We start from the raw sequence: 24,805 nt of genomic DNA, 5'->3' as shown, positions 1-24,805 counted from the left end.
AAACATTCGATCAGCCAAAAAAAACGAGGCGGCAACCGGGCTGCCGCCCCCGTAAAAATCAGCCCCGTCGGGTCAGGCGGGGCTGTGTCACCTCACTTACTGGGTGATCAGGCTGACCTTGTCCACCACGAACGAGGTTTGCAGGCTGGAGTCTTCCGTCATCGCGAACGACAGGGTGACGGTCTGGCCTTTGTACGCGCTCAGGTTGAAGGTGCGCACCTGATAGCCGCTGGCGGCGTTGACGTTGCTGTACGTGGCCAGGGTGCTCAGCACCGAACCGGCGCTGTTCTTCACCGTGACAACCAGCTTGTCGTAAGCCGTAGGGTCGGTTTCAGCGGTGTCGATGTGCAGCGCGAAGGTCAGCGTGGCCGAGGTCACGGTCGAAGGAATCGTCACCGCCTGGGTGATGGTTTCGCTCGCGGTGGTGCCGTTACCGCCCAGCCAGGCGAAGTTGCTGCCTTCGTAGGCGGTCTGGCCGCTGTAGTTGCCGATCACGCCGGTGGTGCCGCTCCAGCCGGTGGTGCCCGACTCGAAGCCGCCGTTGGTCACGCGCTCGGTGGTGCCGCCGGTGGAGCCGACGGTCAGCGTGGCGTTGCCCGAAGTCGCGGTCTTGACCGGCGACGACGAGTCGCTGACCACGGCGTTGAACACCGCGCCGTTGTCGGCGGTTTGCGCCGTCAGCGAGTAGGTGGCCGAGGTGGCGCCGGAGATGGCGGCGCCGTTGCGGTACCACTTGTAGCTGTACGGTGCGGTGCCGCCGGTGGCGCCGACGGTGAACGACGCGGTGGCGCCGGCAGTCACGCTGACGTTGGCCGGCTGGGTCGTGATCGACACGCCGCCCGGTGCGGTCGCTTCGTCGATGTCGGCGCCGACGTTGATCGCCGCGTAGGCGCGCTGCACGGCGATGGCTTCTTTCGAACCGGCGCCATACAACTCGGTCGCTGCGGCCAGCACCTTGGTGCGGGCGTCGGCGTAGTTGGTCGACGAGGTGAACTTGGTGGTGTTTGCCTTGAACCAGATGCGGAACGCCTTGTCGTTGCCGATACCGGTCATGGCGGCCGGGCTCTTGACCAGGTATTTCGAGTAGTAGTCGCTCGTCGAGCTGGAGTTCGAACCCTGCGACAGGAAGTAGAACATGCGGTTGTTAGGGCCGCTGGAGTAGTGCACGTCGAGGTTCTTGATCGTGCTGCTCCAGGCGTCCGGGCTGCCGCCGTCCTTGCTCGGCTTGTACATCCAGCGCAGCGGCTGGCCGGATTTGCTGATCTCCTTGCCCATCATCCAGTCGTTGCCCGATGCCGGGATCACGTTGCCGGTGCCGCCGTTGCGGGCGTAGGCTTCCACCATCTCGCCGCCGATGTCCGAGTTCGATTCGTTCAAGCCGCCCGATTCGCCGGAGTAGGTCAGGTTGGAGGTGGCGTCGGTGACGCCGTGCGACATCTCGTGGCCGATCACGTCGATCGAACCGAGGCTGTAGAAGCTGGAGCCGTCGCCGATGTACATGCACTTGCAGCCAGGTTCGAAGAAGGCGTTGTCGTACTGGGTGTCGACGTGGGCGGCGATATAGGTGGCGGTGTTGTTACCGTCCAGCGACTGCCAGCCCAGCACGTTTTTCAGCGCGTCGTAGGTGTTCATCAAGCCCCACAGCGCGTTGACCGCGGCGGTCTGGCCGTTGGCGTTGGTGGTGCTGCCGCCGTTGATGTACTGCTGGCCGTCGCCCCAGGTGTTGGTGGTGTTGGTGTAGATGCTGCCGGCGTTCGGATTGTTGGCCGAGCTGTGGTTGGCGTTGGTGATCGCCATGCCGCCGTAGGTGCCGCCGGTGCCACGCGTGGAGTCCAGCATTTTGTAGGTGCTGCCCGACTGCGAGGTCTGGATAGGCACGGCGCCGTTGTACTGGCTGTTGCCGGTGCCGACCACGGTCTGCAGCGCTTTCCACTGGGCGATCACGGCGCCGGTCTTGGCGTTGACCATGGTGTCGAAGTAGACCAGCTTGCCCTTGTCGGCCATGCGGGTCTGCACGTAGTAGGCCAGCTCGTAGTGGTCGACCACTTCTTCCAGGTCCATGGCGTTGAGCGCCGATTCGGACTTGTTCAGGGCCGAAGCGATGCGCACCGATTTCATCACCGGATAGATCAGCAGCTCTGCTTTCGGTTCCCAGCGGTGGGTGCCGCTCGGCGCGACGGCCTTGACCACCTGCGCGATGGCGTCGGTGGTGCTCAGCGTCGGGGTCCAGTCGGCCGGGGCGACGGCGGCGGTGCGGCCGCCACCCGATGCGGCAGGGGCGTCCAGCTTGGCGCGGCGGTCCGACACCGATTCGCTGACGATGTCGCCGGCGTCGTTGGTGACGACCACCGATTCCGAACCGAACACGCGCAAGCCTTTGTACGTGTGGTTGGCGCGGGTGATCTTCTCACCGACCACGCCAGGGTGCTGGCTGGCGATGCGGAAGCTGTGGTCTGCGCTCAGGCCGCGCTGGTTGTCCAGTGCGGCGAGCTTGGCCACCAGCCCGGCGCTCTCTTGTGGAGAGGCCTGGGCCACCGGTGCGGACATCAGCTGTGCCGCCGCTTGGGCTGCGTTGGACGCCATCATCGGCAGTGCGGCGACGATGGAAGCAGCAAGTAGGGTCTTACGTAAAGTCATCTCTTCTCCATGGGGTCTGTGTGTGTTTTCGCGTGGTGCAGCCTTGGCCGGGATAGTGGCCAACCCGGCGTTCCCAGCGCCGTGCCGGCGGTGGCCGGACAGCGTTTTTTTTGAGGCAAAACGGCGAGTAGGGGCGACACTATTCCTGTCGAGATCACGAAGTCAAAAAACTTGGAAAATTAGTCACAGAATTAAAAAATGTCCGAAATTAGACAATTCCACGAAGCACCGAACGATGCGCAAGGGGAGTAAAAAACGCAGCGCCATACCAGATGCGCGCGGCTACAACGCGCACGATAGACAGGGTTTGTCTTATATCAACAACGAAGTAGATGCCGAGCTCTATTTTCGGTGGCTATGCAACACAATGCCCAAAAATTCAGCAAATCGTGGTTGCAGAGTTCTAATATTGCGAATTAAACTAGTTGACGCCAGCGCAAATAACGTTCGTGACTGGCATATAAAAAGCGCAGGGCACGACCCTTGGTAATAAGCGCAACGGGAACCACAGGAAGAAGAAAATGACCGCACACCCAACGCATAACGTCAGTTCCGCCCGCGCGCTGCGCGCCGCTCACACCACGGCGCCGCCCCCGCTATAGCCTAGCCTCCATTTAACACCGCTTGCCGCATCCAGCCGGTCGTAGCGCCTCCACCCGAGGCGCCGGCTGAGGGATTGCGTCGCCGCGCCGCCGCCGACCACGGTGCGCTGCACGGCCCAGCGCCTGCTATCTGTTTTGTTTTTGTCCGCCGGCGCGCGGACAGGGGAGCTTGTATGCTGTCGATTGCTACCAAAGTAGAACGCATCGTCATGGAGTCGTCCTTTCTCACGGAAGGGTTGCGGCGCAATTTGATCAACCTGTCGGAACTGGCCCGCCAGCTGCAGCCGCAGCTTGAAAGCGATATGTGGAAGCCGGTCGGCCAGGCGGCGGTGGTGATGGCGCTGCGCCGCGTGGCCGAGCGCCTGCCGGAGGTGAGCCGCCACGAAATGGCGCTGGCGCAGAAGACCGGCGAGCTGACCACGCGCACCGAGCTGACCGAGTACACCTACCGCTATTCGGACAGCATCAACGAATGCCACCGCCAGCTGCTGGCCAAGGCGGAGCCGATGCGCGGCGCCTTCGTCACGGTCACGCGCGGCGTCAACGAGGTGATGGTGATCTGCAGCCGGGTGCTGACGGGGATGGTGGAGGAGGTGTTTGCCAACGAGCGGCTGCTGGCGCGGCAGGACAACCTGAACGCGGTGACGCTGCATCTGAATCCGGACACCAGCCGCACGCCCGGCATCTACCACGCGATACTCAAGCAGCTGGCGTGGGACAAGATCAACCTGGTCAACATGATCTGCACCTACACCGAGCTGACCATCCTGCTGGAGCAGAACCAGACCGGCGCGGCGTTCACGGTGCTATCGAAGATCGTGACCCAGTAGGCCGCAGGGCTCAGGCCATCCAGAAGAAAACTGCGGTCATGCGCTTGTCGTCATGGTCGCAGCCGAAGTAGCCGCTGGCCGAGTGCACCATGTTGGCGCGGTACAGCAGCATGCGGTTGAAGCGGTTGTCGACCCGGTGTTCTTCGTGCCAGGCCTGCGGCGGCAGGCTGGTGACGCCCAGCGCCTCGCGCAGGTTGGCGTGCGGCGGGCTGCAGTAATTGCCGCCCAGCGTGCCGTCCGGATAGCGCAGGCGGTAGAACGAGGTGCCGGCTTCCGGCAGCGGCTCGGGCGACAGGTAGATCACCGCCGCGTAGCGGCACAGCTTGAGTGAATCGGTATGCGGACGCGGGCCGGACTCGATGCCGCCCACCAGCTGCACGTAGTTGTGATTGAGCGTGCTGCCCGTCGGCGTGGCTTCCTGCCACAGCTTCTTCGCGCCGGTGACTTTCCTGACCCAGGCTTCCACCTGCGCCAGTTCGTCCGGCAGCAGCGCGCCCTTGCTGCGCATGCCGGGCCATGGTTCCGGGCGGTGCGGCGCACCGAGCTCCCAGTCCTCGCGGGCGAAGCAGCGCCTGGCCACTTCCTGCGCGTTCGGCAGGATGTTATCCATGACCCAGTAGTCGCGCCCCAGCTGCGGTTTGCGATAGGTGAGCGTAGGGCGCGTCATGCTTACTTGGCGAGTTGCGCGCGCACGCGGGCGATGGCCTTGCGCACCTGGTTGGGCGCGGTGCCGCCGACGTGGTCGCGCGCGGCGACCGAGCCTTCCAGCGTCAGCACGGCGAACACGTCCTGCTCGATCAGCGTCGAGTAGGCGCGCAGCTGGTCCAGCGACATCTCGGCCAGGTCGATCTTCAGGTCGTCGCAGGCGCGCACGGCGTGGGCCACGGCTTCGTGGGCGTCGCGGAACGGCAAGCCTTTCTTGACCAGGTAGTCGGCCAGGTCGGTCGCGGTGGCGTAGCCTTGCAGCGCGGCGGCGCGCATCGCTTCCGGCTTGACGCTGATGCCGCCGGCCATGTCGGCGAAGATGCGCAGCGTGTCGACCACGGTGTCGACGGTGTCGAACAGCGGTTCCTTGTCTTCCTGGTTGTCCTTGTTGTAGGCCAGCGGCTGGCCTTTCATCAGGGTCAGGAGGCCCATCAGGTGGCCGTACACGCGGCCGGTCTTGCCGCGCGCCAGTTCCGGCACGTCCGGGTTTTTCTTTTGCGGCATGATCGACGAGCCGGTGCAGAAGCGGTCGGCGATGTCGATGAAGCCCACGCGTGGGCTCATCCAGATCACCAGTTCTTCCGACATGCGCGACACGTGGGTCATGATCAGCGAGGCGGCGGCGGTGAATTCGATGGCGAAGTCGCGGTCGGAGACGGCGTCCAGCGAGTTGTGGCAGACGTCGTCGAAGCCCAGCGTTTTGGCGACGCGTTCGCGGTCGATCGGGAAGGTGGTGCCGGCCAGCGCGGCGGCGCCCAGCGGCAGGCGGTTGACGCGCTTGCGGCAGTCGGCCATGCGCTCGGCGTCGCGGCCGAACATTTCGACGTAGGCCAGCATGTGGTGGCCGAAGGTGATCGGCTGCGCCACCTGCATGTGGGTGAAGCCCGGCATGATGGTGTCGGCGTTTTTCTCGGCCAGGTCGGTCAGGGCGCCGCGCAGGGCGCCCAGCAGTTCGACCACGTCGTCGATGGCGGCGCGCACGTAGAGGCGGATGTCGGTGGCCACCTGGTCGTTGCGGGAGCGGCCGGTGTGCAGGCGCTTGCCGGCGTCGCCTACCAGTTCGGTCAGGCGTTTTTCGATATTCAGGTGCACATCTTCCAGGTCCAGCAGCCATTCGAACTGGCCGGCTTCGATCTCGGACGAGATCTGCGCCATGCCGCGCTCGATCTCGGCGCGGTCGGCGGCGCTGATGATGCCTTGCGCGGCCAGCATTTCGGCGTGGGCCAGCGAGCCCTGGATGTCGGCCTTGGCCAGGCGCTTGTCGAAGAAGACGGAGGCGGTGTAGCGTTTGACCAGGTCCGAGACGGGTTCGTTAAAACGGGCCGACCAGGCTTCGCTTTTTTTGGAAAGTTGTGCAGTCATAGTGGGGAAGGCTTGTGCGCGTGAGTGATATGAGTAATGTCAGCAGCGATTATAAACCGCAAGCTGCTCAAAAATATGTCAACATTGGCTTTTTGATTATCGAAATCATGACGACTCTGCACATCAGCACCAACAAGGCGGATCTGGACGTGCCGCTGATTCATCAATTTATCAGCGAGCAGTCGACATGGGCGATCGGCATGCCGCTGCCGGTGCTGGAGCGGGCGATCGACAATTCGCTGTGCTTCGGCGCGTATCTGGACGGGCGGCAGATCGGTTTTGCGCGCGTGGTGACGGATTGCGCCACCTTCGCCAACCTGGTCGACGTGTTCGTGCTGCCGGAGTTTCGCGGCCGGGGCTACAGCAAGCAGCTGATGGAGACGGTGCTGGCGCATCCCGATTTGCAGGGCCTGCGCCGCTTCACGCTGGCGACCGGCGACGCGCACGGCCTGTACGAAAAATTCGGCTTCACGCCGCCATCGCGGCCGACCACGCTGATGGAGCGCTACTTCCCGAATATTTACGCTAACTGACCGCTGTCACTCCTGCGCAGGCGGGAGTCCATGGAGTGCTGGCTCAGTATGGACTCCCGCTTTCGCGGGAGCGACGTTATTGCCAGTTCATCAGGCAGGGCGGCACCAGCAGGGCCAGCGCCAGCACGGCGTAGATCAGCTGCAGCGGCACCATCCACTTGGCCCAGGTGATCCAGGGGATGCGCGCCAGCGCGAGCACGCCGACGGTGATGCCGGAGGTCGGGATCATCGGCGTGGTGAACTCGCCGAACTGGAAGGCCAGGATCGCGGTCTGGCGCGTCACGCCCACCAGGTCCGCCAGCGGCGCCATGATCGGCATGGTCAGCGCGGCCTGGCCGCTGCCGGAGTGGATGAAGAAGTTGATCACGGTCTGGATGCCGAACATCTTCCACGCCGCGAACACGGGGCTGGACGACTGCACCAGCGGCATCAGCGCGTGCAGCATGGTGTCGATGATGTGGGCGTCGCGCGCCAGGATCATGGTGCCGCGCGCCAGCGCGATCACCAGCGCCGTGCCCACCAGGTCGCGCGCGCCCTGGATGAAGGCTTCGACGATCTGCGTCGAATCGAGCTTGCCCACCAGGCCGATGACGATGCCCATCGTCAGGAACAGCGCGGCGATTTCGTCGATGTACCAGTCGTAGCCGACCACGCCGCCCACCATGATGGCCAGCGAGCCGACGAAGATCGCCAGCACCAGCTTGTGGTTGTCCGTCATGCCGTGGAACTCGCCCAGGCCGTGCGGCTGTTCGCGGCGTTTTTCCAGGTCCAGCGCGTAGGTCGGGCTCAGCTCCGGGGTCTTCTTCACGCGTGCGGCGTACCACATCAGGAACGCGATGGTGATGGCGGTGGCGATGAACCACACGATCAGCCGGTAGGCCCAGCCGGAGAACACCGGCACGCCGGCGATGCCCTGGGCGATGCCGACGTTGAAGGGGTTGAGGAACGCGGCCGAGAAGCCGACCTGCGAGCCGAGGAAGGGAATCGACACGCCGGTGACGGTGTCGTAGCCCAGGGCCAGCGCCAGCGGCACGAAAATCAATATAAACGGTATGGCTTCTTCATTCATGCCGAAGGTGGCGCCGCCGATCGAGAACATGGTGACGAACACCGGGATCAGCGCCTTCTGGATGAACACCGAGCTGTCGTGCGCGCGCGCCAGCGACTTGATCATCGCGTCGACCGCTTCGGTCTTCTGCAGCACGGAGAAGGCGCCGCCGACGATCAGCACGAAGCCGATGATCAGCGCGGCGTCGACGAAGCCCTTGATCGGCGCCTTCATCAGCGCCGTCACGCCCTGCGGCGCGCTGGCGATGTAGTGGAAGCTGGACGGATCGATCAGCTGCTTGCCGTTGACCAGGTGGGTGTCGTACTTGCCGCCGGGGACCAGCCAGGTGGCCGCCGCGATCAATGCCAGGATGATGAACAGCAGGACGAAGGTGTGCGGCAGCTTGAATTTTTTAGTGGTCATGGGATGCGATGTCATTGGCTCAGCAGGTCGCCGGCACGGTATGCCTGGGCGCCGGCGACTTTGCCGACGTTCATGCCACGGATCACGTGGCGGTGCGCGCTGCGGGCGAAGAATACGCCGGCCACGCCGGCGCGTATGGTCGTGGTCTCGCCGCTGACCGGGTCGATCAGGTCGGCCACGGCGTCGCCTGGCGCCACGTGCGCGCCCAGCTCGCGGGTGTAGACCAGGATGCCGGCGTGCGGCGCGTACAGCGGCTCGACGCCTTCCAGCGGCGTGGCCGCGCACAGCGGCGCGGGCAGCACGGCGGCCGCCGCTGCGGCCGCGGCGTCTTCCGCCTGCAGCACGCCGTTCAGCGTCAGGAACTGGATCAGGCCTGCGGCGTCGCGCTCGGCCAGCGCGTAGCTCACTTCCATTTCGCCGCGCAGTTCGATGGTGGTCGACAGGCAGGCGGCGGGTATCGGATAGCGGCCTTCGAAGTGCTGGTCCAGGTCCCACCACAGGCGGCTGCAGGCTTCGTCGAACGGTTCGCCGCCGGCCTGGTAGGCCAGCAGCAGCGCATGCGCGCCCATGATGGCCGACAGCGGCGCGATGCCTTCGGCCAGCGGCGTGCCGGCGTAGATGTGCAGCACGGCCTCGTTGTCGCAGTGCAGATCGAGCACGATGTCGGCGTCGACCGCCAGCGTCATCAAGGTTTTCTTCAGCGTGTCGGCGTCGGTGGACGGCTGCCAGGCGGCGATCGAGGCGCGCGCGTGTTCGCGGATCAGGCGCACGTTGGCGTCGGCGTCCTGCCCCAGCAGACCGGCCAGCGATTTTTTCAGGTCGTCCGCCACGTGCTTGTACGAGCGGTTGAAGTTGATGCCGGTGGTGAGGTCGAAGCGGCCGAAGGCGGCGCCGTGGATGGCCTGCGCCAGGCCGATCGGGTTCGCGGCCGGCACCAGTATCACTTCGCCGGCGATGCGGCCGGCCGCATCGAGCGCCGTCAGCGTCTTGCGCAGATACTGCGCCACCAGCATGCCGGGCACTTCGTCGGCGTGCAGCGAGGCCTGGATGTAGACCTTCTTGCCGGCGCCCGGGGCGCCGAAGTGGAGGCTGGTCAGTTCGAAGGCGGCGTTGCTGTGCGGGCCGGAGATGGGATGTTTGTGTACTTGCATGGCGGGGCGGACTTTTTCGACAAAGATTGAGTATGTAGCACTATTTTCACAAAGTAAATCGCTGGGCGGCGAAAGGGGGGCCGGTTTCTTGAGTTTTCGCGGCGATGTGCGTACAGTTAGTTTAATAGAATTATTTACATAACCGCCAGAGAGAAAATTATGGGTGAAGTACACAGCATGCGGGTAACGACGATGACACAGTCGGTGCGACTGGCCTTGAGCGTGGGCGCGGTGACGGGTTTGCTGGCGCTGGTCCAGCCGGCAGTGGCGCAGGATGCGCCGGCCGCCACCAGCGCCGCGCCGATTCCCAAGGTGGAGATCACCGGCTCGGCGATCCGCCGCATCGAATCGGAAACCGCATTGCCGGTGCAGGTCATCACCCGCGAGGAGATCGAGAAGGCCGGCGTCACCACCGCTTCGGAACTGATGGCGCGCGTGTCGGCCAACGTCGGCGGCCTGACCGACGGCGCCAGCATCACCGACGGCCATGACCAGCGCGGCTTCAACAGCGCCAACCTGCGCGGCATCGGCACCTCGTCCACGCTGGTGCTGCTCAACGGCCGCCGCATGGCCAACTTCGCCTCGCCCGGCGACGACACCGGCGTCGACTTGAACAACATCCCGGCCGCCGCCATCCAGCGCGTGGAAGTGCTGCTGGACGGCGCCTCGGCGCTGTACGGCACCGACGCCATCGGCGGCGTGATCAACTTCATCACCCGCAAGGACTTCCAGGGCGTGGAGCTGAACGCCTACGGCAGCAAGACCAAGGAGGGCGGCGCCGGCAAGCGCACCGCCACGCTGACCGCCGGCACCGGCGACGTGGCCAAGGACGGCTACAATGTCTTCATGGTGGCGGACCTGCAGCGCACCGACGCGCTGAGCACCTCGCAGCGCAAGTTCATCGACAACCTGCACATCCCCGAGCGTCTGCCGCACCTGCTGTCCGGCTACACGTCGCCGGCCAATATCCGCCTGACCGGCGCCCAGCGCGACTACCTGAACGACAACGGCTTCACCATCAACGGCAAGCCGCTGACCAACCGCACCATCAATCCGTCGGTGCCGGGATGCTCGGCGCCGGCCAACCTGTATCTGCCGGCCGGCATCGGCGGCGTCGATGCCTGCACCTACAACTACATGGGCGACACGGAGCTGTATCCGAAGTCGGACAAGGCCAACCTGCTGAGCCGCGGCGTGCTGCAGCTGAACGCCAACAACCAGCTGTTCGCCGAGGTGGCGCTGAGCCGCTCGAAGACTACCTATGTGGCCTCGTCGGCGCGGGTGCGGGCGAACATCAATTACAAGAAGATTCCGGCGCTGGCCAAGTACAACCTGGATTCGGACGAGGCCAGTGCCGACGACGACGTGGTCGGCGATGTCGAGCTGCGCATCCGCCTCAACGACGGCGGCCGCCGCACCAGCGAGTTGACCAGCGAAAGCCAGCGCTACGTGGTGGGCCTGACCGGCAGCGCCAACGGCTTCGACTACGACATCGGCTTGAACCACAGCGTCAACACCATCAAGGACAAGGACACCCACGGCTATCTGCTGTACGACAAGCTGGTGAAGGGCATCTACGATGGCGTGATCAATCCCTTCGGCCCATCCGACGCGGCCGGCCGCGCGCTGCTCGATTCCATCCAGGTCAACGACGACGTGCGCCACGCGCGCGGCGTGATGGATTCGATCGACTTCAAGGTTTCGCACGCGGTGGGCACGCTGGCCGGCGGCGAGGCGGCACTGGCGGTGGGCGGCGAGGTGCGCCACGAGCGCACCGACTTCACGCCGTCGGCGCTGCTGCTGAGCGATAACATCAACAACGACGCGGCCCCAGATGGCGGCCGTCCGACCAGCGACAAGCGCACCGTGCAAGCGGTGTACGGCGAGCTGCTGCTGCCGTTCACCAAGCAGTGGGAAGCGCAGCTGTCGGCGCGCTACGATCACTATCAGGTGGTCGGCGGCGCCGCCAGCCCGAAAGTGGGCATCACCTACACGCCGGTCAAGACCATGCTGTTCCGAGCCTCGGCCGGCCGCGGCTTCCGCGCGCCGTCGATGTCGGACCTGTACCGCCCGACGCTGGTCAGCAGCACCGCCACGCTGCCCGATCCGGCCTACTGCGCCACGGTGGACAACAACTACGCCGACTGCGCCGACGCCTGGGAGACCCGCCGCTATTCGAACGCCAACCTGAAGCCTGAGCACAGCCGCCAGTACTCGGTGGGCATGGTGATCGAGCCGACCAAGCAGGCGTCGATGACGCTGGACTACTGGAACATCAAGCGCACGGACCTGATCAGCGAGATCGGCGACGACATCATCCTGGGCAACCTGGCCAAGTACGGCAACCTGGTGCACCGCCTGGACAACGGCCAGATCGACTACATCGAACTGCACAAGGAAAACCGCGGCGCCCAGCTGGCCTCCGGCCTGGACCTGGTGCTGGACTTCCGCGGCGTGAAGACCTGGGCCGGCAGCTTCGGCGGCCACCTGTCGGGTACTTATGTGCTCAATTCGAAGATCCAGAACGCGGTCGGCGATCCCTACGTGAGCAATCTGGGACGCTTCGTCACCGACGGCGTGGTGCCGCGCTGGCGCCACACCGTCACCTTCGACTGGGACCAGGGGCCGTACTCGGCCAGCCTGTCCAACACGTATTCGGCCGGCTATGAAGACCAGAATTCGGCGATCGACACCAACGGCGGCACGGTGGTGGCGGCCAACCGCGTGAAGGCGTATTCGTTGTGGGACATGTCGGGCGCCTGGCAGGTCAGCAAGGCTTTCAAGCTGCGCGCCGGGGTGCAGAACCTGTTCAACACCGCGCCGCCGTACTCGAATCAGGCCGCATTCTTCATCTCCGGCTATGATCCAACCTACACCGATCCGCGCGGCCGCCGCTTCTACGCCAGCGCCAATTACGCCTTCAAGTAATGTAACGTAATGATGGTTTAAGCCGTATTCAGTAATAGATTGGTATCATCTGCATTATCGACGGCGCCGGGCGAGAGCCCAGGCGCCGGTTTTCATCGGAAGGGCAACATGAAATTAACAGGTTTTACGCTGCGGCGTCTCGTCATGCTATGGCTGCTGGTATTCGTCGGCGGCGGCGTGTGCGCGGCGCAGGTGGCGGTTTCCACGCCGGCCGGCAAGACCCCGCAGGTGCTGGTCAAGTCCAGCAAGCCGGCCAAGGCGGTGCCGCCGCCCAAGCCGGTGCTGGCGCCGCCGGCGGGCAACCTGGTCATCATCGGCGGCGGTCTGCGCGCCGACAACGCCGAAGTCTGGCAGCGCATCGTCATGCTGGCCGGCGGCAAGGGCGCGCGCATCGGCGTGTTCGGCTCGGCCTCGATCAATCCCGAGAAATCGGCCCAGAACACGGTCAACAAGCTCAATCAGTACGGCGCCCAGGCTTTCTTCATTCCGCTGGGCGTGACGCTGCCCAATAGCGACTACCGCAAGGCGGCCGAGGATCCTGAAGTGGTGGCGGCCATCCATTCGGCCACCGGCATCTACTTCACCGGCGGCGACCAGGCGCGCATCACCAAGGCGCTGGTGCGCCCGGACGGCAAGCACACGGCGGCGCTGGACGCGGTGTGGGACGTGTACCGCGACGGCGGCGTGGTGGCCGGCAGCAGCGCCGGCGCGGCCATCATGAGCACCACCATGTTCTACGACGCCAAGCCGACGCTGGACATGCTCAAGCAGGGCGTCAACGACGGCCACGAGATCGCCTCGGGCCTGGGCTTCATCGGCGACGACGTGTTCGTCGACCAGCACCTGCTGGTGCGCGGCCGCTTCGCCCGCATGATCCCGGTGATGCTGAAGAAGGGCTACCAGATCGGCCTGGGCATCGACGAGAACAGTGCGATGGTGGTCAACGCCAAGCGCGACGTGGAGATCATCGGCTACAGCGGCGCGCTGCTGCTGGACCTGTCGGCGGCGATCACGGACCGCGGCATCAAGGGCTTCAACATCAGCAACGCCACCATCAGTTATCTGGACCGGGGCGACAAGTTCAACCTGGTGACGCGCGAGTTCACGCCGTCGGCGGACAAGGCGGACAACAAGCTCGATCCCAACCAGCCCGATACCCGCGAGCCGGTGTTCACCAACGACATCCTGGGGAACAACGCGGTGCTGGACCTGATGGTCAACCTGATCGACAACGCGCAGCAGGAAGCCATCGGCATCGCCTTCGGCAATCCGCGCGACGCCTATCCGGACCTGGGCTTCGAGTTCCGCTTCAGTAAAACGATCAACAGCGTCGGCTACAGTTCGACCGAGGTGGAGGCGTATTCGGTGCTCAAGCTGCGCATGGATATCCGCCCGATACAGCTGCAGCAGCCGCTGTACCGCTACCGCTAGCGGCCACGCGAAATCGGGTATATTGGATGGGATGGTGCCTCGGGCGCCATCCCATTTTTCATTGCGGGAGCGATTATGCGGATGTCAATCTTGAAGCACTGCCTACAGGCGGCGCTGATGCTGGCGGTGCCGCTGGGCGGGGCGCTGGCGGCGCAGGGCGCCTCGCCCGCGCCGGCGTCGGGACCCAAGGGGTCGCTGGTCATCATCGGCGGTAATCTGCGGGCCGACAATGCCGATGTCTGGCAGCGCATCGTGCTGCTGGCGGGCGGGCCGGGGGCGCGGGTGGCGGTGCTGCCGTCGGCCGCCGCCGATCCTGCGCCGGTGGGCGAGGCCATTGTCGCCCGGCTCAATCAGTATGGCGCGGACGCCTTCCTGGTGCCGCTGGCCGTCAAGCTGGCCGACAGCGATTTCCGCAAGGTGGCCGACGATCCGGAGCTGGCGGCGGCGGTGCGCGGCGCCGGCGGCGTGTTCTTCGTCGGTGGCGACCAGGCGCGCATCACGCAGGCGCTGGTGCGCGAGGACGGCAGCCGCAGCGCGGTGCTGGACGCGGTGTGGGATCTGTACCGCAACGGCGGCGTGGTGGCGGGCAGCAGCGCCGGCGCGGCCATCATGAGCAGCACCATGTTCTATGCGCCGAATACGGTGTTCGCCACCCTGCGCGGCGGCGTGACCGAGGGCAGGGAGATCGCGCCGGGACTGGGCTTTATCGGCGACGACGTGTTCGTCGACCAGCACCTGCTGGTGCGCGGCCGCTTCGCGCGCATGATACCGGCCATGCTCAAGAAGGGCTACAAGTTCGGGCTGGGCATCGATGAGAATACGGCGATGGTGGTCGATAGCCGGCGCCGGGTGGAGATCGTCGGCCACAAGGGCGCGCTGCTGATCGACCTGTCGCGTGCGACTACCGATCCTGCCAGCGGCGGCTTCAATGTCTCCAATGCTGTCATCAGCTATCTGGACCGGGGCGACAAGTACGATCTGGGCACGCATACCTTCACGCCGTCGGAGGCCAAGGCGTCCGGCAAGTTGAGGGCGCATGCGGCGGTGCTGCGCGATCCGGTGTTTTCGGCCGATATCCTGGGCAAGAACGCGGTGGTGGAGCTGATGGAGAATTTGATGAACAACCGCCGCAGCGAAGCGATAGGCATCGCCACCAGCGGGCGCAACACGGCGCTGCCGGAGCTGGGCTTCCAGTTCACCTTCAGCAAAACGCGCGACAGCGTCGGCTACGCATCGGCCGCGCCGCAGAGCTATTCGATACTAAACATGCGGCTCGATATCCGCCCGCTCGATATTGGCCAGTCGCTGACGCAGAAAAATTAGGTTCGCCGCCCCGGGAGTTGGGCATTCCTTTTAGCCACAGAGTCTAATTCGGTCGAAACCGCGCCACTTCCGTCTAATGGCGTCTAGAATCGGCGGGGCGGCGAATTCTTTAGACTGAAATCGACTCTGCAAAGCAACCTTGGGACCGAATTAGACTCTCCGCCAAGACGGTTTAGACCAATTCGGATGCATCAACCTCTTTGATTGCGCGCCTTCGCTGTTGTTCGGTAAAGGGGCCCCGGTTGAAGTCCTTTGAAATGGGTCTAAAAGTTAGACGCCGGAACAGGACTATGGTTCGTTTTAGACTTTTCGCCTTTAAAACGGGATCAAATTAGACTTTGCTCCCGGATTCATGGGCCGTTTTAGACTACGCTTGCAAATAGTAGACTGAATTAGCCTCATTCAGCTCCAATTGGACCGAATTAGACTAAGTTGCGCTTTTGAATACCCAAGCCCTTGGGTGGTGTAGCCATGGGATACATCGAAACAATTCGATTGGGATCTTCCTCCTACGCTTGGTTTGGGCAGTGGCTGTAAAAACAGGATAAACAAGTAAAATCCAGCGGGAAAAGGAGGTGTTTGCAGTGCTGGAAGTGCACAGCTCACTCCCATCACCCTGTCCTGCCGGGATTACAATGGCGGTCTTCGTAACTTGATCACAGGATGACCATGAGCCGCCTTTTATCCTTTGCGTTGGCCGCCTTCACGGCCTTCACGGCCGTCGCCGCGCTGCCGGCGTTGGCCGCGCAACCCGCCACCGTCCGTCTCGACTATCTCCACAGCGGCAACGCGCTCAATGAAAGCTATGCGATGGAGCGCGTGGTGATCGAGCCGCTGCCTTGGCCGGGCGATATGCGCGCCACCATCGATAACACCAATCGCGGCAACAACATGGTCGAGGTGGTGGACGCCAAGACCGGCGAGCTGCTGTACTCGCGCGGCTTCTCCACCATCTTCGCCGAATGGCGCAGCACCGACGAGGCGACGCGCGCCAATCGCGGCTTCCAGGAATCGGTGCGCTTTCCCAAGCCGGACCGCCCGGTGCGCGTGCGCATCCTGAAGCGCGACGACCGCAACGCCTTCTCGGTGGCCTGGACCGCCGACATCGATACCGACGCGATGGACGTGGTGCGCAAACAGACGCCTCCTGCGTCGATGGCCGCTGCGCCCAAGCCTATCGCCATCCGCGCCAACGGCCCGTCGCCGGACAAGGTCGACCTTCTGATCCTGGGCGACGGCTACACCAAGGCCGACATGGCCAAGTTCGAGGCGACCGCGCGCAAGCTGGCCGACCATCTGTTCGACACCTCGCCGTTCAAGGAGCGCGCCAAGGACTTCAACGTCTGGGCGCTGGCCTTGCCGACCGAGGAATCGGGCGTGTCGCGTCCTTCGACCGGCGTGCATCACGCGTCGCCGCTGGGCACGCGCTACGACATCTTCGGCAGCGAGCGTTACGTGCTCACCACCGACAACCGCGCGCTGCGCGAGCTGGCGCAGTACGCGCCGTATGAGTTCATCGAGATCCTGGTGAACAACGAGACCTACGGCGGCGGCGGCATCTTCGGCCAGTTCAGCACCGCAGCGGCCAACAACGACTGGGCCAACTACCTGTTCGTGCACGAATTCGGCCACCACTTCGCCGGCCTGGCCGACGAGTACTACACCTCGCCGGTGGCTTATCAGTCGAACGGCACGCGCCAGGAGCCGTGGGAGCCGAATGCGACGGCGCTGCGCGATCCGGCCAATCTGAAATGGAAGAAGTTCGTCAAGGCCGGCACGCCGCTGCCGACGCCGTGGCAGAAGGAGACCTATGAAACCGCGTCGCGCGCCTACCAGAAGGAGCGCGCCGCGCTGCGTGCGGCCAACCGGCCGGAGTCGGAGATGAGCGCCTTGTTCCGCAAGGACTTCGATTCGACCGCCGCGCTGTTCTCCAAGGATCCGCACTTCCACACGGTGGGCGCGTTCGAGGGCGCGAACTATGAGGCCAGCGGCTACTATCGCCCGCAGATGCAGTGCATTATGTTCGACCGCAGCGAGAAGTTCTGTGCTGTGTGTGCGGACGCCATCGGCGCCATCATCGATCTGTACTCGCGCCCGGGGGCGGGCAGGTAATTTCGTTTAAGTACGGTACCGTACAGAGTGCTTCCTCTCATCGGCTTATTCTGAATACGTGGCAAGAACAAGAACGCATCCAAATAAAACTTTGAGAGGAAACACCATGAACAAGATTATCGCTACCCTGATCGCCGGCCTGTTTGCAACTGCCGCTTACGCACAAACCACTCCGGTTCAGACCCCGGCCGTCGTCAAGGCTGAACATGAAGCCAACAAGGACGTGGCCAAGGCGCAGCAGAACGAAATGAAGGCCGACGTCAAAGCCGACAAGAAAGCCGACAAGGCTGTCGCCAAAGCCAACAAGACCCATGACACCGCTGCCGCCCACGTCGAAGTGGAAAAAGCCAAAGCCAACGAAAAAGTAGCCAAGGCCGATCCTGAAGACAAAGCCAAGGCGGAAGCCAAGGGTGACAAGGCAGTCGCCAAGGCTGAAGAAAAGGCTGGCAAAAAAGCCGTGAAGGCCGACGCCAAGGCGATCAAGGAAACCGTTGACGCGACCGCCGACAAAGCCATCGCCGCCAACAAGACCGATGCCGTCAAAGCCAAATCGGCAGCCGACATCAAAGCAGCCGCCGCCAAGAACTAACCGGTAGCGCATAAAAAAACCGCCGGCATGCCGGCGGTTTTTTTACGTCTGCGTGGTTTAGACGATAGGCGTCAGCGCATTTGGCTTGATCTTGGTCGCCAGTTCCTTGCCCTTGCGGGCGCGCTTGCCGAAGTGGACCGCCAGCGCCGATGCCGACAGGCGTTCTTCCTGCGGCTTGCCGCCACGGCCGATGCCGGAGACGATCACGCCTTTCTGGCTGATCGGCTTGGCCGATACCAGCGTCTCCTTGTCGGCCAGCTCCATCAGGATCACGCCGCGGCCGCCGTTGGTCAGCACCTTCATCTCGTCCATGCCGAACACCAGCACCCGCGCGCCCGACGACAGCACGGCTACCGCGCTGGCGCTTTCCGGCACCACGGCCGGCGGCAGCGGTACGTCGCCTTCCTCCAGCGTGACGAAGGCCTTGCCGCCCTTGATGCGGCTGACCATGTCGCCAGCCTTGGCGACGAAGCCGAAACCGGCGCTGGTGGCCAGCATCAGCTGCGTCGTGCCCGTGCCGGCGAAGTAATTCAGGATGCGCGCACCCGAAGCCAGGTCGATCAGCGTGGTGATCGGCACACCGTCGCCGCGTGCGTTAGGCAGCGCAGCCACAGGCACCGAATACACTTTGCCGTTGCTGCCGAAGGCCAGCAGGTTGTCCACCGTGCGGCATTCGAAGGCGCCGTACAGCGTGTCGCCGGCCTTGAAGGTGAACTGCGTGGCGTCGTGGCCGATGCCGGTGCGGGCGCGTATCCAGCCTTTTTCCGAAATGATGACGGTGACAGGTTCGTCCACCACCTTCTGTTCGACCACGGCTTTCTGCGCTTCTTCGATCAGGGTGCGGCGGGCGTCGCCATAGGTCTTGGCGTCGGCGTCGATTTCCTTGATGATGGCGCGCTTCATCGACGATGGGTTGTCGAGCAGGTCTTGCAGCAGGCCTTTTTCCTTGCGCAGCTCGGCCAGTTCCTGCTGGATCTTGATCGCTTCCAGGCGGGCCAGTTGGCGCAGGCGGATTTCCAGGATGTCTTCGGCCTGGATTTCCGACAGGCGGAAGCGCTCCATCAGCGCCGCTTTCGGTTCGTCCGAGTTGCGGATGATGTGGATCACTTCATCGATGTTCAGCAGGATGGTTTCGCGGCCTTCCAGGATGTGGATGCGCGCGTCGACCTTGCCCAGCTTGTACTGCGTGCGGCGGGTGACGGTGGCGAAGCGGAATTCGATCCACTCCTGCAGGATGTCGGTCAGGCCCTTCTGGCGCGGACGGCCATCGCCGCCTATCATCACCAGGTTGATCGAGGCCGACGATTCGAGCGAGGTATGCGCCAGCAGCAGCAGCATGAATTCGGTCTGGTCCTGGTTCTTCGATTTCGGTTCGAACACCAGGCGCACCGGCGCGGCGCGGCCCGATTCGTCGCGTATCGTATCCAGCGAATTCAGGATCAGCGATTTGAGCGCCAACTGTTCAGGCGACAGCGCCTTCTTGCCCATCTTGATCTTCGGATTGGTCAGCTCTTCGATCTCTTCGAGCACCTTCTGCGACGAGGTACCCGGCGGCAGTTCGGTGACGACCGCCTGCCACTGGCCGCGCGCCAGCTCTTCGATCTTCCAGCGCGCGCGCACTTTCATGCTGCCACGGCCGGTCGCGTACATGTCGCTGATCTGCGATGGCGGGGTGATGATCTGACCGCCGCCCGGGAAGTCCGGGCCGGGGATCATCGCCATCAATTCGCTGTGGCTGATCTTCGGATTGCGGATCATGGCGACGGCGGCCTGCGCCACTTCGCCCAGGTTGTGCGACGGGATTTCCGTCGCCAGGCCGACCGCGATACCGGAGGCGCCGTTCAGCAGCACCATCGGCAGGCGGGCCGGCAGCAGGCATGGTTCTTCGGTCGAGCCGTCGTAGTTGGCCTGGAATTCCACGGTGCCGAGGTTGATCTCGTCCAGCAGCACTTTGGCGATCGGCGTTAATCGGGCTTCGGTGTATCGCATCGCAGCGGCGCCGTCGCCGTCGCGTGAGCCGAAGTTACCCTGGCCGTCGACCAGCGGATAGCGCAGCGAGAAGTCCTGCGCCATGCGGACCATGGCGTCGTACACCGACTGGTCGCCGTGCGGGTGCAGCTTACCCAGCACGTCGCCGACCACGGTCGCGGACTTGCGCGGCTTGGCGGTGCTGTTCAGGCCCATTTCGTTCATCGCGTACAGGATGCGGCGCTGTACCGGTTTCTGGCCGTCGCACACGTCCGGCAGCGCGCGGCCCTTGACCACCGAGATGGCGTAGTCGAGGTAAGCGCGTTCGGCGAAGGTGGACAGGGTCAGCGTATCGCCGCCGTCGCCGTCATCGCCGCCGCCCAGTGGGCCGTCGTTGCCGCCGTTGCCGCCACCGTTGCCGCCGTTGCCGTCATTGCCGCCGTTGTCGCTGCCGCCAGCGCCGCCGTCCAGCGAATTGCCGGTTTCGCCGCCGCTTGCGGCCACGTCACCGGCTTCGTCGCCGGCCGCTTGCGCAGGCGCAGGCGAGGGCGCAGGTGCTGAAGGTTGAGCCACCGCTGCCGTTTCCGGCGCCGGTTCGTCAAAGAGATTTGCTTGATGAGTCATAGTCGGTCAGTAATTAGATATCTGCTTCGGCTTCGTTGCCGTGTTCTTCGATCCAGGCGCGGCGCGCGGCCGCTTCGCCTTTGCCCATCAGCATATTGAAGCGCGCCGAGGACTCGCCGTGCGCGTAGGCGCCCAGCGACACCGGCAGCAGCCGGCGGGTGTCCGGGTTCATCGTGGTTTCCCACAGCTGTTCGGCGTTCATCTCGCCCAGGCCTTTGAAGCGCGAGATCGACCATGCGCCTTCCTTCAAGCCGTCCTTGCGCAGCTTGTCCTCGATCGCCACCAGTTCGCCGGCGTCGAGCGCGTACAGCTTCTGGATCGGCTTCTTGCCGCGCGCAGGCGCGTCGACGCGGAACAGCGGCGGGCGGGCGATGCAGATGTTCCCGTTGGCGATCAGGCCAGGGAAGTGCTTGAAGAACAGCGTCAATAACAAGACCTGGATGTGCGAGCCGTCGACGTCCGCATCGGAGAGGATGCAGATTTTGCCGTAACGCAGACCGCTCAGGTCCGGCATGGTGTCGGCGTTGTGCGGGTCGACGCCGATCGCCACCGAGATGTCGTGGATCTCGTTGTTGGCGAACAGGCGGTCACGGTCGGTTTCCCACGAGTTGAGCACCTTGCCGCGCAGCGGCAGGATGGCCTGGAATTCCTTGTCGCGGCCCATCTTGGCCGAACCGCCCGCCGAGTCGCCCTCGACCAGGAACAATTCGGTGCGGGTGACGTCGGTCGATTCGCAGTCGGTCAGCTTGCCCGGCAAAACGGCGACGCCGGACGATTTCTTCTTCTCGACCTTTTGCAGCGAACGCAGACGCGATTGCGCCTGCTTGATGACCAATTCGGCCAGCTTCTTGCCGTAGTCGACGTGGTGGTTCAGCCACAGCTCCAGCGCCGGCTTCGAGTAGGTCGAGACCAGGCGCACGGCGTCGCGGGAGTTCAGGCGTTCCTTGATCTGGCCCTGGAACTGCGGGTCCAGCACTTTGGCCGACAGCACGAAGGAAGCGCGCGCGAACACGTCTTCCGGCAGCAGCTTGACGCCTTTCGGCAGCAGCGAGTGCATCTCGACGAAGTTCTTCACCGCGCCATACAGGCCGTCGCGCAGGCCCGATTCGTGAGTGCCGCCGTTGGGCGTGGGGATCAGGTTGACGTAGGATTCGCGCACGATGGCGCCTTGTTCGGTCCACGCCACCACCCACGCCGCGCCTTCGCCCTCGGCGAAGCCTTCGGCGTCCGGGCCGGCGAACTGCGCGCCTTCGAACAGCGGGATCAAAGTTTCGCCGTCGGTCGATTGCGCCAGCGCCTCGGTCAGGTAGCCGCGCAGGCCGTCGTTGTACTGCCAGGTCTGCGATTCGCCGGTCTTGGCGTTGGCCAGCGTGACGGTGACGCCCGGCAGCAGCACGGCCTTGGAGCGCAACAGGCGCTGCAACTCGGTCTGCGAGATGGCGGGGGAGTCGAAATATTTGGCGTCCGGCCAGGCGGTGACGCGGGTGCCGGACTTCTTGCCGTCGCGCGGGGCGACCACGGAGGACAGCGGCTCGACCACGTCGCCGTGCTCGAAGGCCAGCTTGTGCAGGCCGGTGCCGTCGGGCTCCTTGCGCCAGACGGTGATCTCCAGGCGCTTGGACAGCGCGTTGGTGACGGACACGCCGACGCCGTGCAGGCCGCCGGAGAAGGCGTAGGCGCCGCCCGAACCCTTGTCGAACTTGCCGCCCGCGTGCAGGCGGGTGAAGACGATTTCCACCGTCGGCACGCCTTCTTCAGGGTGCAGGCCGACCGGGATGCCGCGGCCGTCGTCTTCGACGGTGATGCTGCCGTCGGCGTTCTGCGTGACGATAATGTTTTTGCAATGTCCGCCCAGCGCCTCGTCCGAGGCATTGTCGATCACCTCCTGGATGATGTGCAGCGGATTCTCGGTGCGGGTGTACATGCCAGGGCGTTGCTTGACGGGCTCCAGGCCCTTGAGGACGCGGATGGATGATTCGCTGTAGTCGGAAACTGGTTTTTTAGTGGCCATACGTGATCAAGCTTGTAATTTCGATACTGGGTTTATGTACAGTTTTATGCGGACGTTTGCGTATTCTATCCTCAACCGGGCGTAATCGCGGCAAAAAAACGGCGCGGGCCAATTTATACACGATGTTTACAGACCGGGCCTGCCTTTTTAGACCGTTTTTACGGCGCCGTCGATAAGCTGTTTTGTATCGCAACGATCAATTCAGGGGTTCGATATGCACGCATTCTTCCACACCAGGTCCGCCCAGAGCCAGCACAGGGCCCGTCCGCCGCGTCCGCGCGCCTGCCTGATGCAGCTCACCGTCGACAGCCATGCCGTCACCGCGCTGCGGGCGCTGGTGATGCGCACCTGCGGAGATGCCATGGAGTTCATGCGGGTCGAGGCCTGCGACCACGGCGCCCGCGTCAGGGTGTGGCTGTGCGTGTCCCGCGCGCTGGCGGTGCAGGTGATGGAGGCGGTGATGCGGGCCTTGCCGGGCGCGGAATTCGGCCGATTGACGCCGCTGGCGGTGCGGGGGGCGGCATGATCGTCGCCATCGCCAACCAGAGCGGCGGCGCCGGCAAGACCATCGTCGCCAATAACCTGGCGCTGCTGCGGGCCCGGGCCGGACGCAAGGTGATGCTGGTCGATACCGATCCGAAGGCCGCCGCCAGCAGCTGGTGCAGCGAGCTGGCCGCCGCCGGCGTGCGGCCCCGCGTGGCTTCTCGCGCCATCACCGGCCGCTCGCTGGTGGAGGATCTGGAGCAGCTGCGCAACCGCTACAACGATATCGTCATCGACACCGAGGGCCGCGACACCGCCGAGAGCCGCGCCGCGCTGATCGCCGCCCGGCTGGTGGTGGTGCCGGTGACGCCCCTGCAGGTCGATCTGTCGACCCAATACCAGCTGATCGCCCGCCTGAATGCGGCGCGCATGTTCAATCCCGGCCTGCGCGTGCTGTTTGTGCTGGTCGGCGGCGCCGACGAGCCCACCGACGAGGAGCGCGCCGCCGTGCGCGCCTATGTGTCGCGGGTGATGTCGGCCACGCTGGCCAACACCGTCGTCCACGGACAGGCGCCGGCCGACATGGACGCCTTGTACCGCGAAGTTTTTACCGCTTGATTTGACTTAACCACCGTAAGAAAGACCGTAACATGAAAAAAATAATACTCGCCGCAGCTATCGTCGCTGCTTTCACTGGCACGCAGGCTTGTGCCGAGGATGCCGCGCCGGCCGCCAAGCCGGATAACGAAACCAGCTTCAATGCGGCGCTGGTCAGCGATTACCGCTATCGCGGCATTTCGCAGACGCGCTTGAAGCCCGCATTGCAGGGCGGCTTCGATTATGTGAACAATCCGACCGGCCTGTATGTCAGCACCTGGCTGTCGACCATCAAGTGGACCAAAGATGCTGGCGGCAGCGGCGATGTGGAGGTGGATATCTATGCCGGCAAGCGCGGGCAGGTCACGGCCGACGTGGCCTACGATGTGGGCGTACTGACCTATGTGTATCCCTCGAACGGCCTGGCGCATGTCAGCGGTTTCGCCAACGCCAATACCACCGAGGTGTATGGCCAGCTGGGTTACGGCCCGGCTTATATCAAGTATTCGCACGCCGTGACGAATCTGTTTGGTTTTGTCGACAGCAAGAACAGCGGCTATGTGGATATCGGCGCCAACATCGAGGCGGGCGAGGGTTTCACGGTCAACCTGCATGCGGGCCATCAGAACGTCAAGCATAACGGCGCTTCCAGCTATAGCGACTGGAAGATCGGTGCGACCAGGGACTTCGGTGTGGTGACTGGCGCGCTGGCCGTCATCGGCACCAACGCCAGCAAGGCGGCCTACGCGTCGCCGGCCAACGGCAAGTTCCTCGGCAAGACCGCGCTGCAGCTGACCGTCAGTAAAGTGTTCTGATCGAGTTTGAACCGGTGAGGGAAGGGGGCGGCGCCTGGCGCGCGCCCCCTTTTTTTTAGCTATACGCCCTGACGGCGCGGCCGCGGAATACTTCGCTGTAGAGATGGCGTACTTCCGGGGCGCACAGCACGTAGGCTGTCTTGCGGCTATCCAGTTCCAGTTCGCTGTGGTGGGAGTGGTAGGTGCCGCGCTGGTCGAGTTCCAGCGTGTCGGCCAGGCGCGCGCCGGGGATTTGCGCGACGAACACCAGCAGGCATCCCGTTTGATGGGGCGTCAGCGGCTCGCTGCCGTGGGCCACCGTCACCAGCACGCGGGCGCAGGGATTGGCTTCCTGCGCCTGCCGCAGCCGGGCCAGGAAGGCTGCGTAGTGGCCTCGTTCGATTTCCGCCGGGCGCACCAGCGCGACGATGACGGCGGCCCGCGCCAGCGCGTCGTCGTCGGCGTCATCGGCGTTGGCGTCGCGGCGGGAGGCGTCGATCACCAGGTCATCGTAGAGTTGGGGATCGTAGGCGCCGGGGTTGGGGCTGACCAGCAGCACGCGGCTGCCTGCCGCCACGCGCAGCATCGCCAGGTCTTCGGCCAGATCGGAGACGGCGCCGTTGCCGTCCATGCCTGTAAGTGCGACGATCATAT

The 24,805-nt window shown here is 64.3% G+C and carries 19 protein-coding genes; 10 read left to right on the top strand and 9 right to left on the bottom strand.

What is annotated here, in order from left to right; all coding sequences use genetic code 11:
- Positions 1-96: 96 nt before the first annotated feature.
- On the bottom strand, positions 97-2,637 hold the full coding sequence (locus tag GEV01_RS18080; protein ID WP_152806863.1) for a M4 family metallopeptidase: 2,541 nt from the start codon (positions 2,635-2,637) through the stop codon (positions 97-99).
- Positions 2,638-3,412: 775 nt separating this feature from the next.
- Between GEV01_RS18080 and GEV01_RS18075 the strand changes: the two genes are divergently transcribed.
- Positions 3,413-4,069, top strand: a complete 657-nt coding sequence (locus GEV01_RS18075) for a hypothetical protein (RefSeq protein ID WP_152806861.1) — start codon at positions 3,413-3,415, stop codon at positions 4,067-4,069.
- 10 nt (positions 4,070-4,079) lie between these two features.
- On the opposite strand, the gene GEV01_RS18070 is transcribed toward GEV01_RS18075, so the two are convergent.
- Both GEV01_RS18070 and argH read right to left on the bottom strand, forming a co-directional pair.
- Positions 4,080-4,736: a DUF6445 family protein gene (locus GEV01_RS18070; protein ID WP_152806859.1), complete on the bottom strand. Its 657-nt coding sequence runs from the start codon at positions 4,734-4,736 to the stop codon at positions 4,080-4,082.
- Positions 4,737-4,738: 2 nt separating this feature from the next.
- Positions 4,739-6,136 (bottom strand): argininosuccinate lyase, encoded by a 1,398-nt coding sequence (gene argH, locus GEV01_RS18065; RefSeq protein WP_152806857.1) that lies wholly within the window; start codon positions 6,134-6,136, stop codon positions 4,739-4,741.
- A 107-nt stretch (positions 6,137-6,243) separates the two neighbouring features.
- Between argH and GEV01_RS18060 the strand changes: the two genes are divergently transcribed.
- Positions 6,244-6,669: a GNAT family N-acetyltransferase gene (locus GEV01_RS18060; RefSeq protein ID WP_152806855.1), complete on the top strand. Its 426-nt coding sequence runs from the start codon at positions 6,244-6,246 to the stop codon at positions 6,667-6,669.
- A 76-nt stretch (positions 6,670-6,745) separates the two neighbouring features.
- Here GEV01_RS18060 and GEV01_RS18055 read toward each other — a convergent pair whose 3' ends face one another.
- Positions 6,746-8,140, bottom strand: coding sequence for a YfcC family protein (locus GEV01_RS18055; protein WP_235914409.1), 1,395 nt, complete (start codon positions 8,138-8,140; stop codon positions 6,746-6,748).
- An 11-nt stretch (positions 8,141-8,151) separates the two neighbouring features.
- Entirely contained in the window at positions 8,152-9,291 is a 1,140-nt protein-coding gene (locus GEV01_RS18050) for a succinylglutamate desuccinylase/aspartoacylase family protein (protein ID WP_152806851.1), read from the bottom strand.
- A 159-nt stretch (positions 9,292-9,450) separates the two neighbouring features.
- Between GEV01_RS18050 and GEV01_RS18045 the strand changes: the two genes are divergently transcribed.
- The 5 genes from GEV01_RS18045 to GEV01_RS18025 all read left to right on the top strand — a co-directional run bounded on the left by GEV01_RS18045 (position 9,451) and on the right by GEV01_RS18025 (position 17,674).
- Positions 9,451-12,219, top strand: coding sequence for a TonB-dependent receptor (locus tag GEV01_RS18045; RefSeq protein WP_152806849.1), 2,769 nt, complete (start codon positions 9,451-9,453; stop codon positions 12,217-12,219).
- Positions 12,220-12,327: 108 nt separating this feature from the next.
- Positions 12,328-13,650, top strand: coding sequence for a cyanophycinase (locus GEV01_RS18040; RefSeq protein WP_152806847.1), 1,323 nt, complete (start codon positions 12,328-12,330; stop codon positions 13,648-13,650).
- Between the two features lie 81 nt (positions 13,651-13,731).
- A complete protein-coding gene (locus GEV01_RS18035) occupies positions 13,732-14,973 on the top strand; it encodes a cyanophycinase (protein WP_235914434.1) in 1,242 nt (413 codons plus the stop codon).
- Positions 14,974-15,642: 669 nt separating this feature from the next.
- On the top strand, positions 15,643-17,085 hold the full coding sequence (locus GEV01_RS18030; RefSeq protein WP_152806842.1) for an IgA Peptidase M64: 1,443 nt from the start codon (positions 15,643-15,645) through the stop codon (positions 17,083-17,085).
- 106 nt (positions 17,086-17,191) lie between these two features.
- Positions 17,192-17,674: a hypothetical protein gene (locus GEV01_RS18025; protein ID WP_152806840.1), complete on the top strand. Its 483-nt coding sequence runs from the start codon at positions 17,192-17,194 to the stop codon at positions 17,672-17,674.
- Between the two features lie 57 nt (positions 17,675-17,731).
- Here GEV01_RS18025 and parC read toward each other — a convergent pair whose 3' ends face one another.
- The 3 genes from parC to GEV01_RS31155 form a co-directional block, all read right to left on the bottom strand.
- Entirely contained in the window at positions 17,732-20,266 is a 2,535-nt protein-coding gene (parC, locus tag GEV01_RS18020; RefSeq protein WP_235914408.1) for a DNA topoisomerase IV subunit A, read from the bottom strand.
- 13 nt (positions 20,267-20,279) lie between these two features.
- On the bottom strand, positions 20,280-22,277 hold the full coding sequence (locus tag GEV01_RS18015; protein ID WP_152806838.1) for a DNA topoisomerase IV subunit B: 1,998 nt from the start codon (positions 22,275-22,277) through the stop codon (positions 20,280-20,282).
- Positions 22,278-22,478: 201 nt separating this feature from the next.
- Entirely contained in the window at positions 22,479-22,640 is a 162-nt protein-coding gene (locus GEV01_RS31155) for a hypothetical protein (RefSeq protein WP_235914407.1), read from the bottom strand.
- Here GEV01_RS31155 and GEV01_RS31150 point away from each other — a divergent pair.
- From GEV01_RS31150 to GEV01_RS18000, 3 genes are read left to right on the top strand one after another with little or no spacing between them, the layout of a single operon-like run.
- Positions 22,618-22,803 (top strand): hypothetical protein, encoded by a 186-nt coding sequence (locus GEV01_RS31150; RefSeq protein ID WP_235914406.1) that lies wholly within the window; start codon positions 22,618-22,620, stop codon positions 22,801-22,803. The two genes, GEV01_RS31155 and GEV01_RS31150, sit on opposite strands and share 23 nt — an antisense overlap.
- Entirely contained in the window at positions 22,800-23,378 is a 579-nt protein-coding gene (locus tag GEV01_RS18005) for an AAA family ATPase (RefSeq protein WP_152806834.1), read from the top strand. The genes GEV01_RS31150 and GEV01_RS18005 overlap by 4 nt, the downstream gene beginning before the upstream one ends.
- 32 nt (positions 23,379-23,410) lie before the next feature.
- Positions 23,411-24,172, top strand: coding sequence for a TorF family putative porin (locus GEV01_RS18000; protein WP_152806832.1), 762 nt, complete (start codon positions 23,411-23,413; stop codon positions 24,170-24,172).
- A 55-nt stretch (positions 24,173-24,227) separates the two neighbouring features.
- Here the strand turns inward: GEV01_RS18000 and GEV01_RS17995 are convergent, their stop codons facing one another.
- The gene (locus GEV01_RS17995) at positions 24,228-24,803 is read right to left on the bottom strand and encodes a hypothetical protein (RefSeq protein WP_152806830.1); all 576 of its coding nucleotides are present in this window, start codon (positions 24,801-24,803) and stop codon (positions 24,228-24,230) included.
- Between the last annotated feature and the right edge of the window lie 2 nt (positions 24,804-24,805).

The sequence above is a fragment of the Rugamonas rivuli genome, assembly GCF_009380165.1.
GTDB classification, from domain to species: domain Bacteria; phylum Pseudomonadota; class Gammaproteobacteria; order Burkholderiales; family Burkholderiaceae_D; genus Rugamonas; species Rugamonas rivuli.
This window is presented reverse-complemented; position numbering and strand designations above follow the sequence as displayed.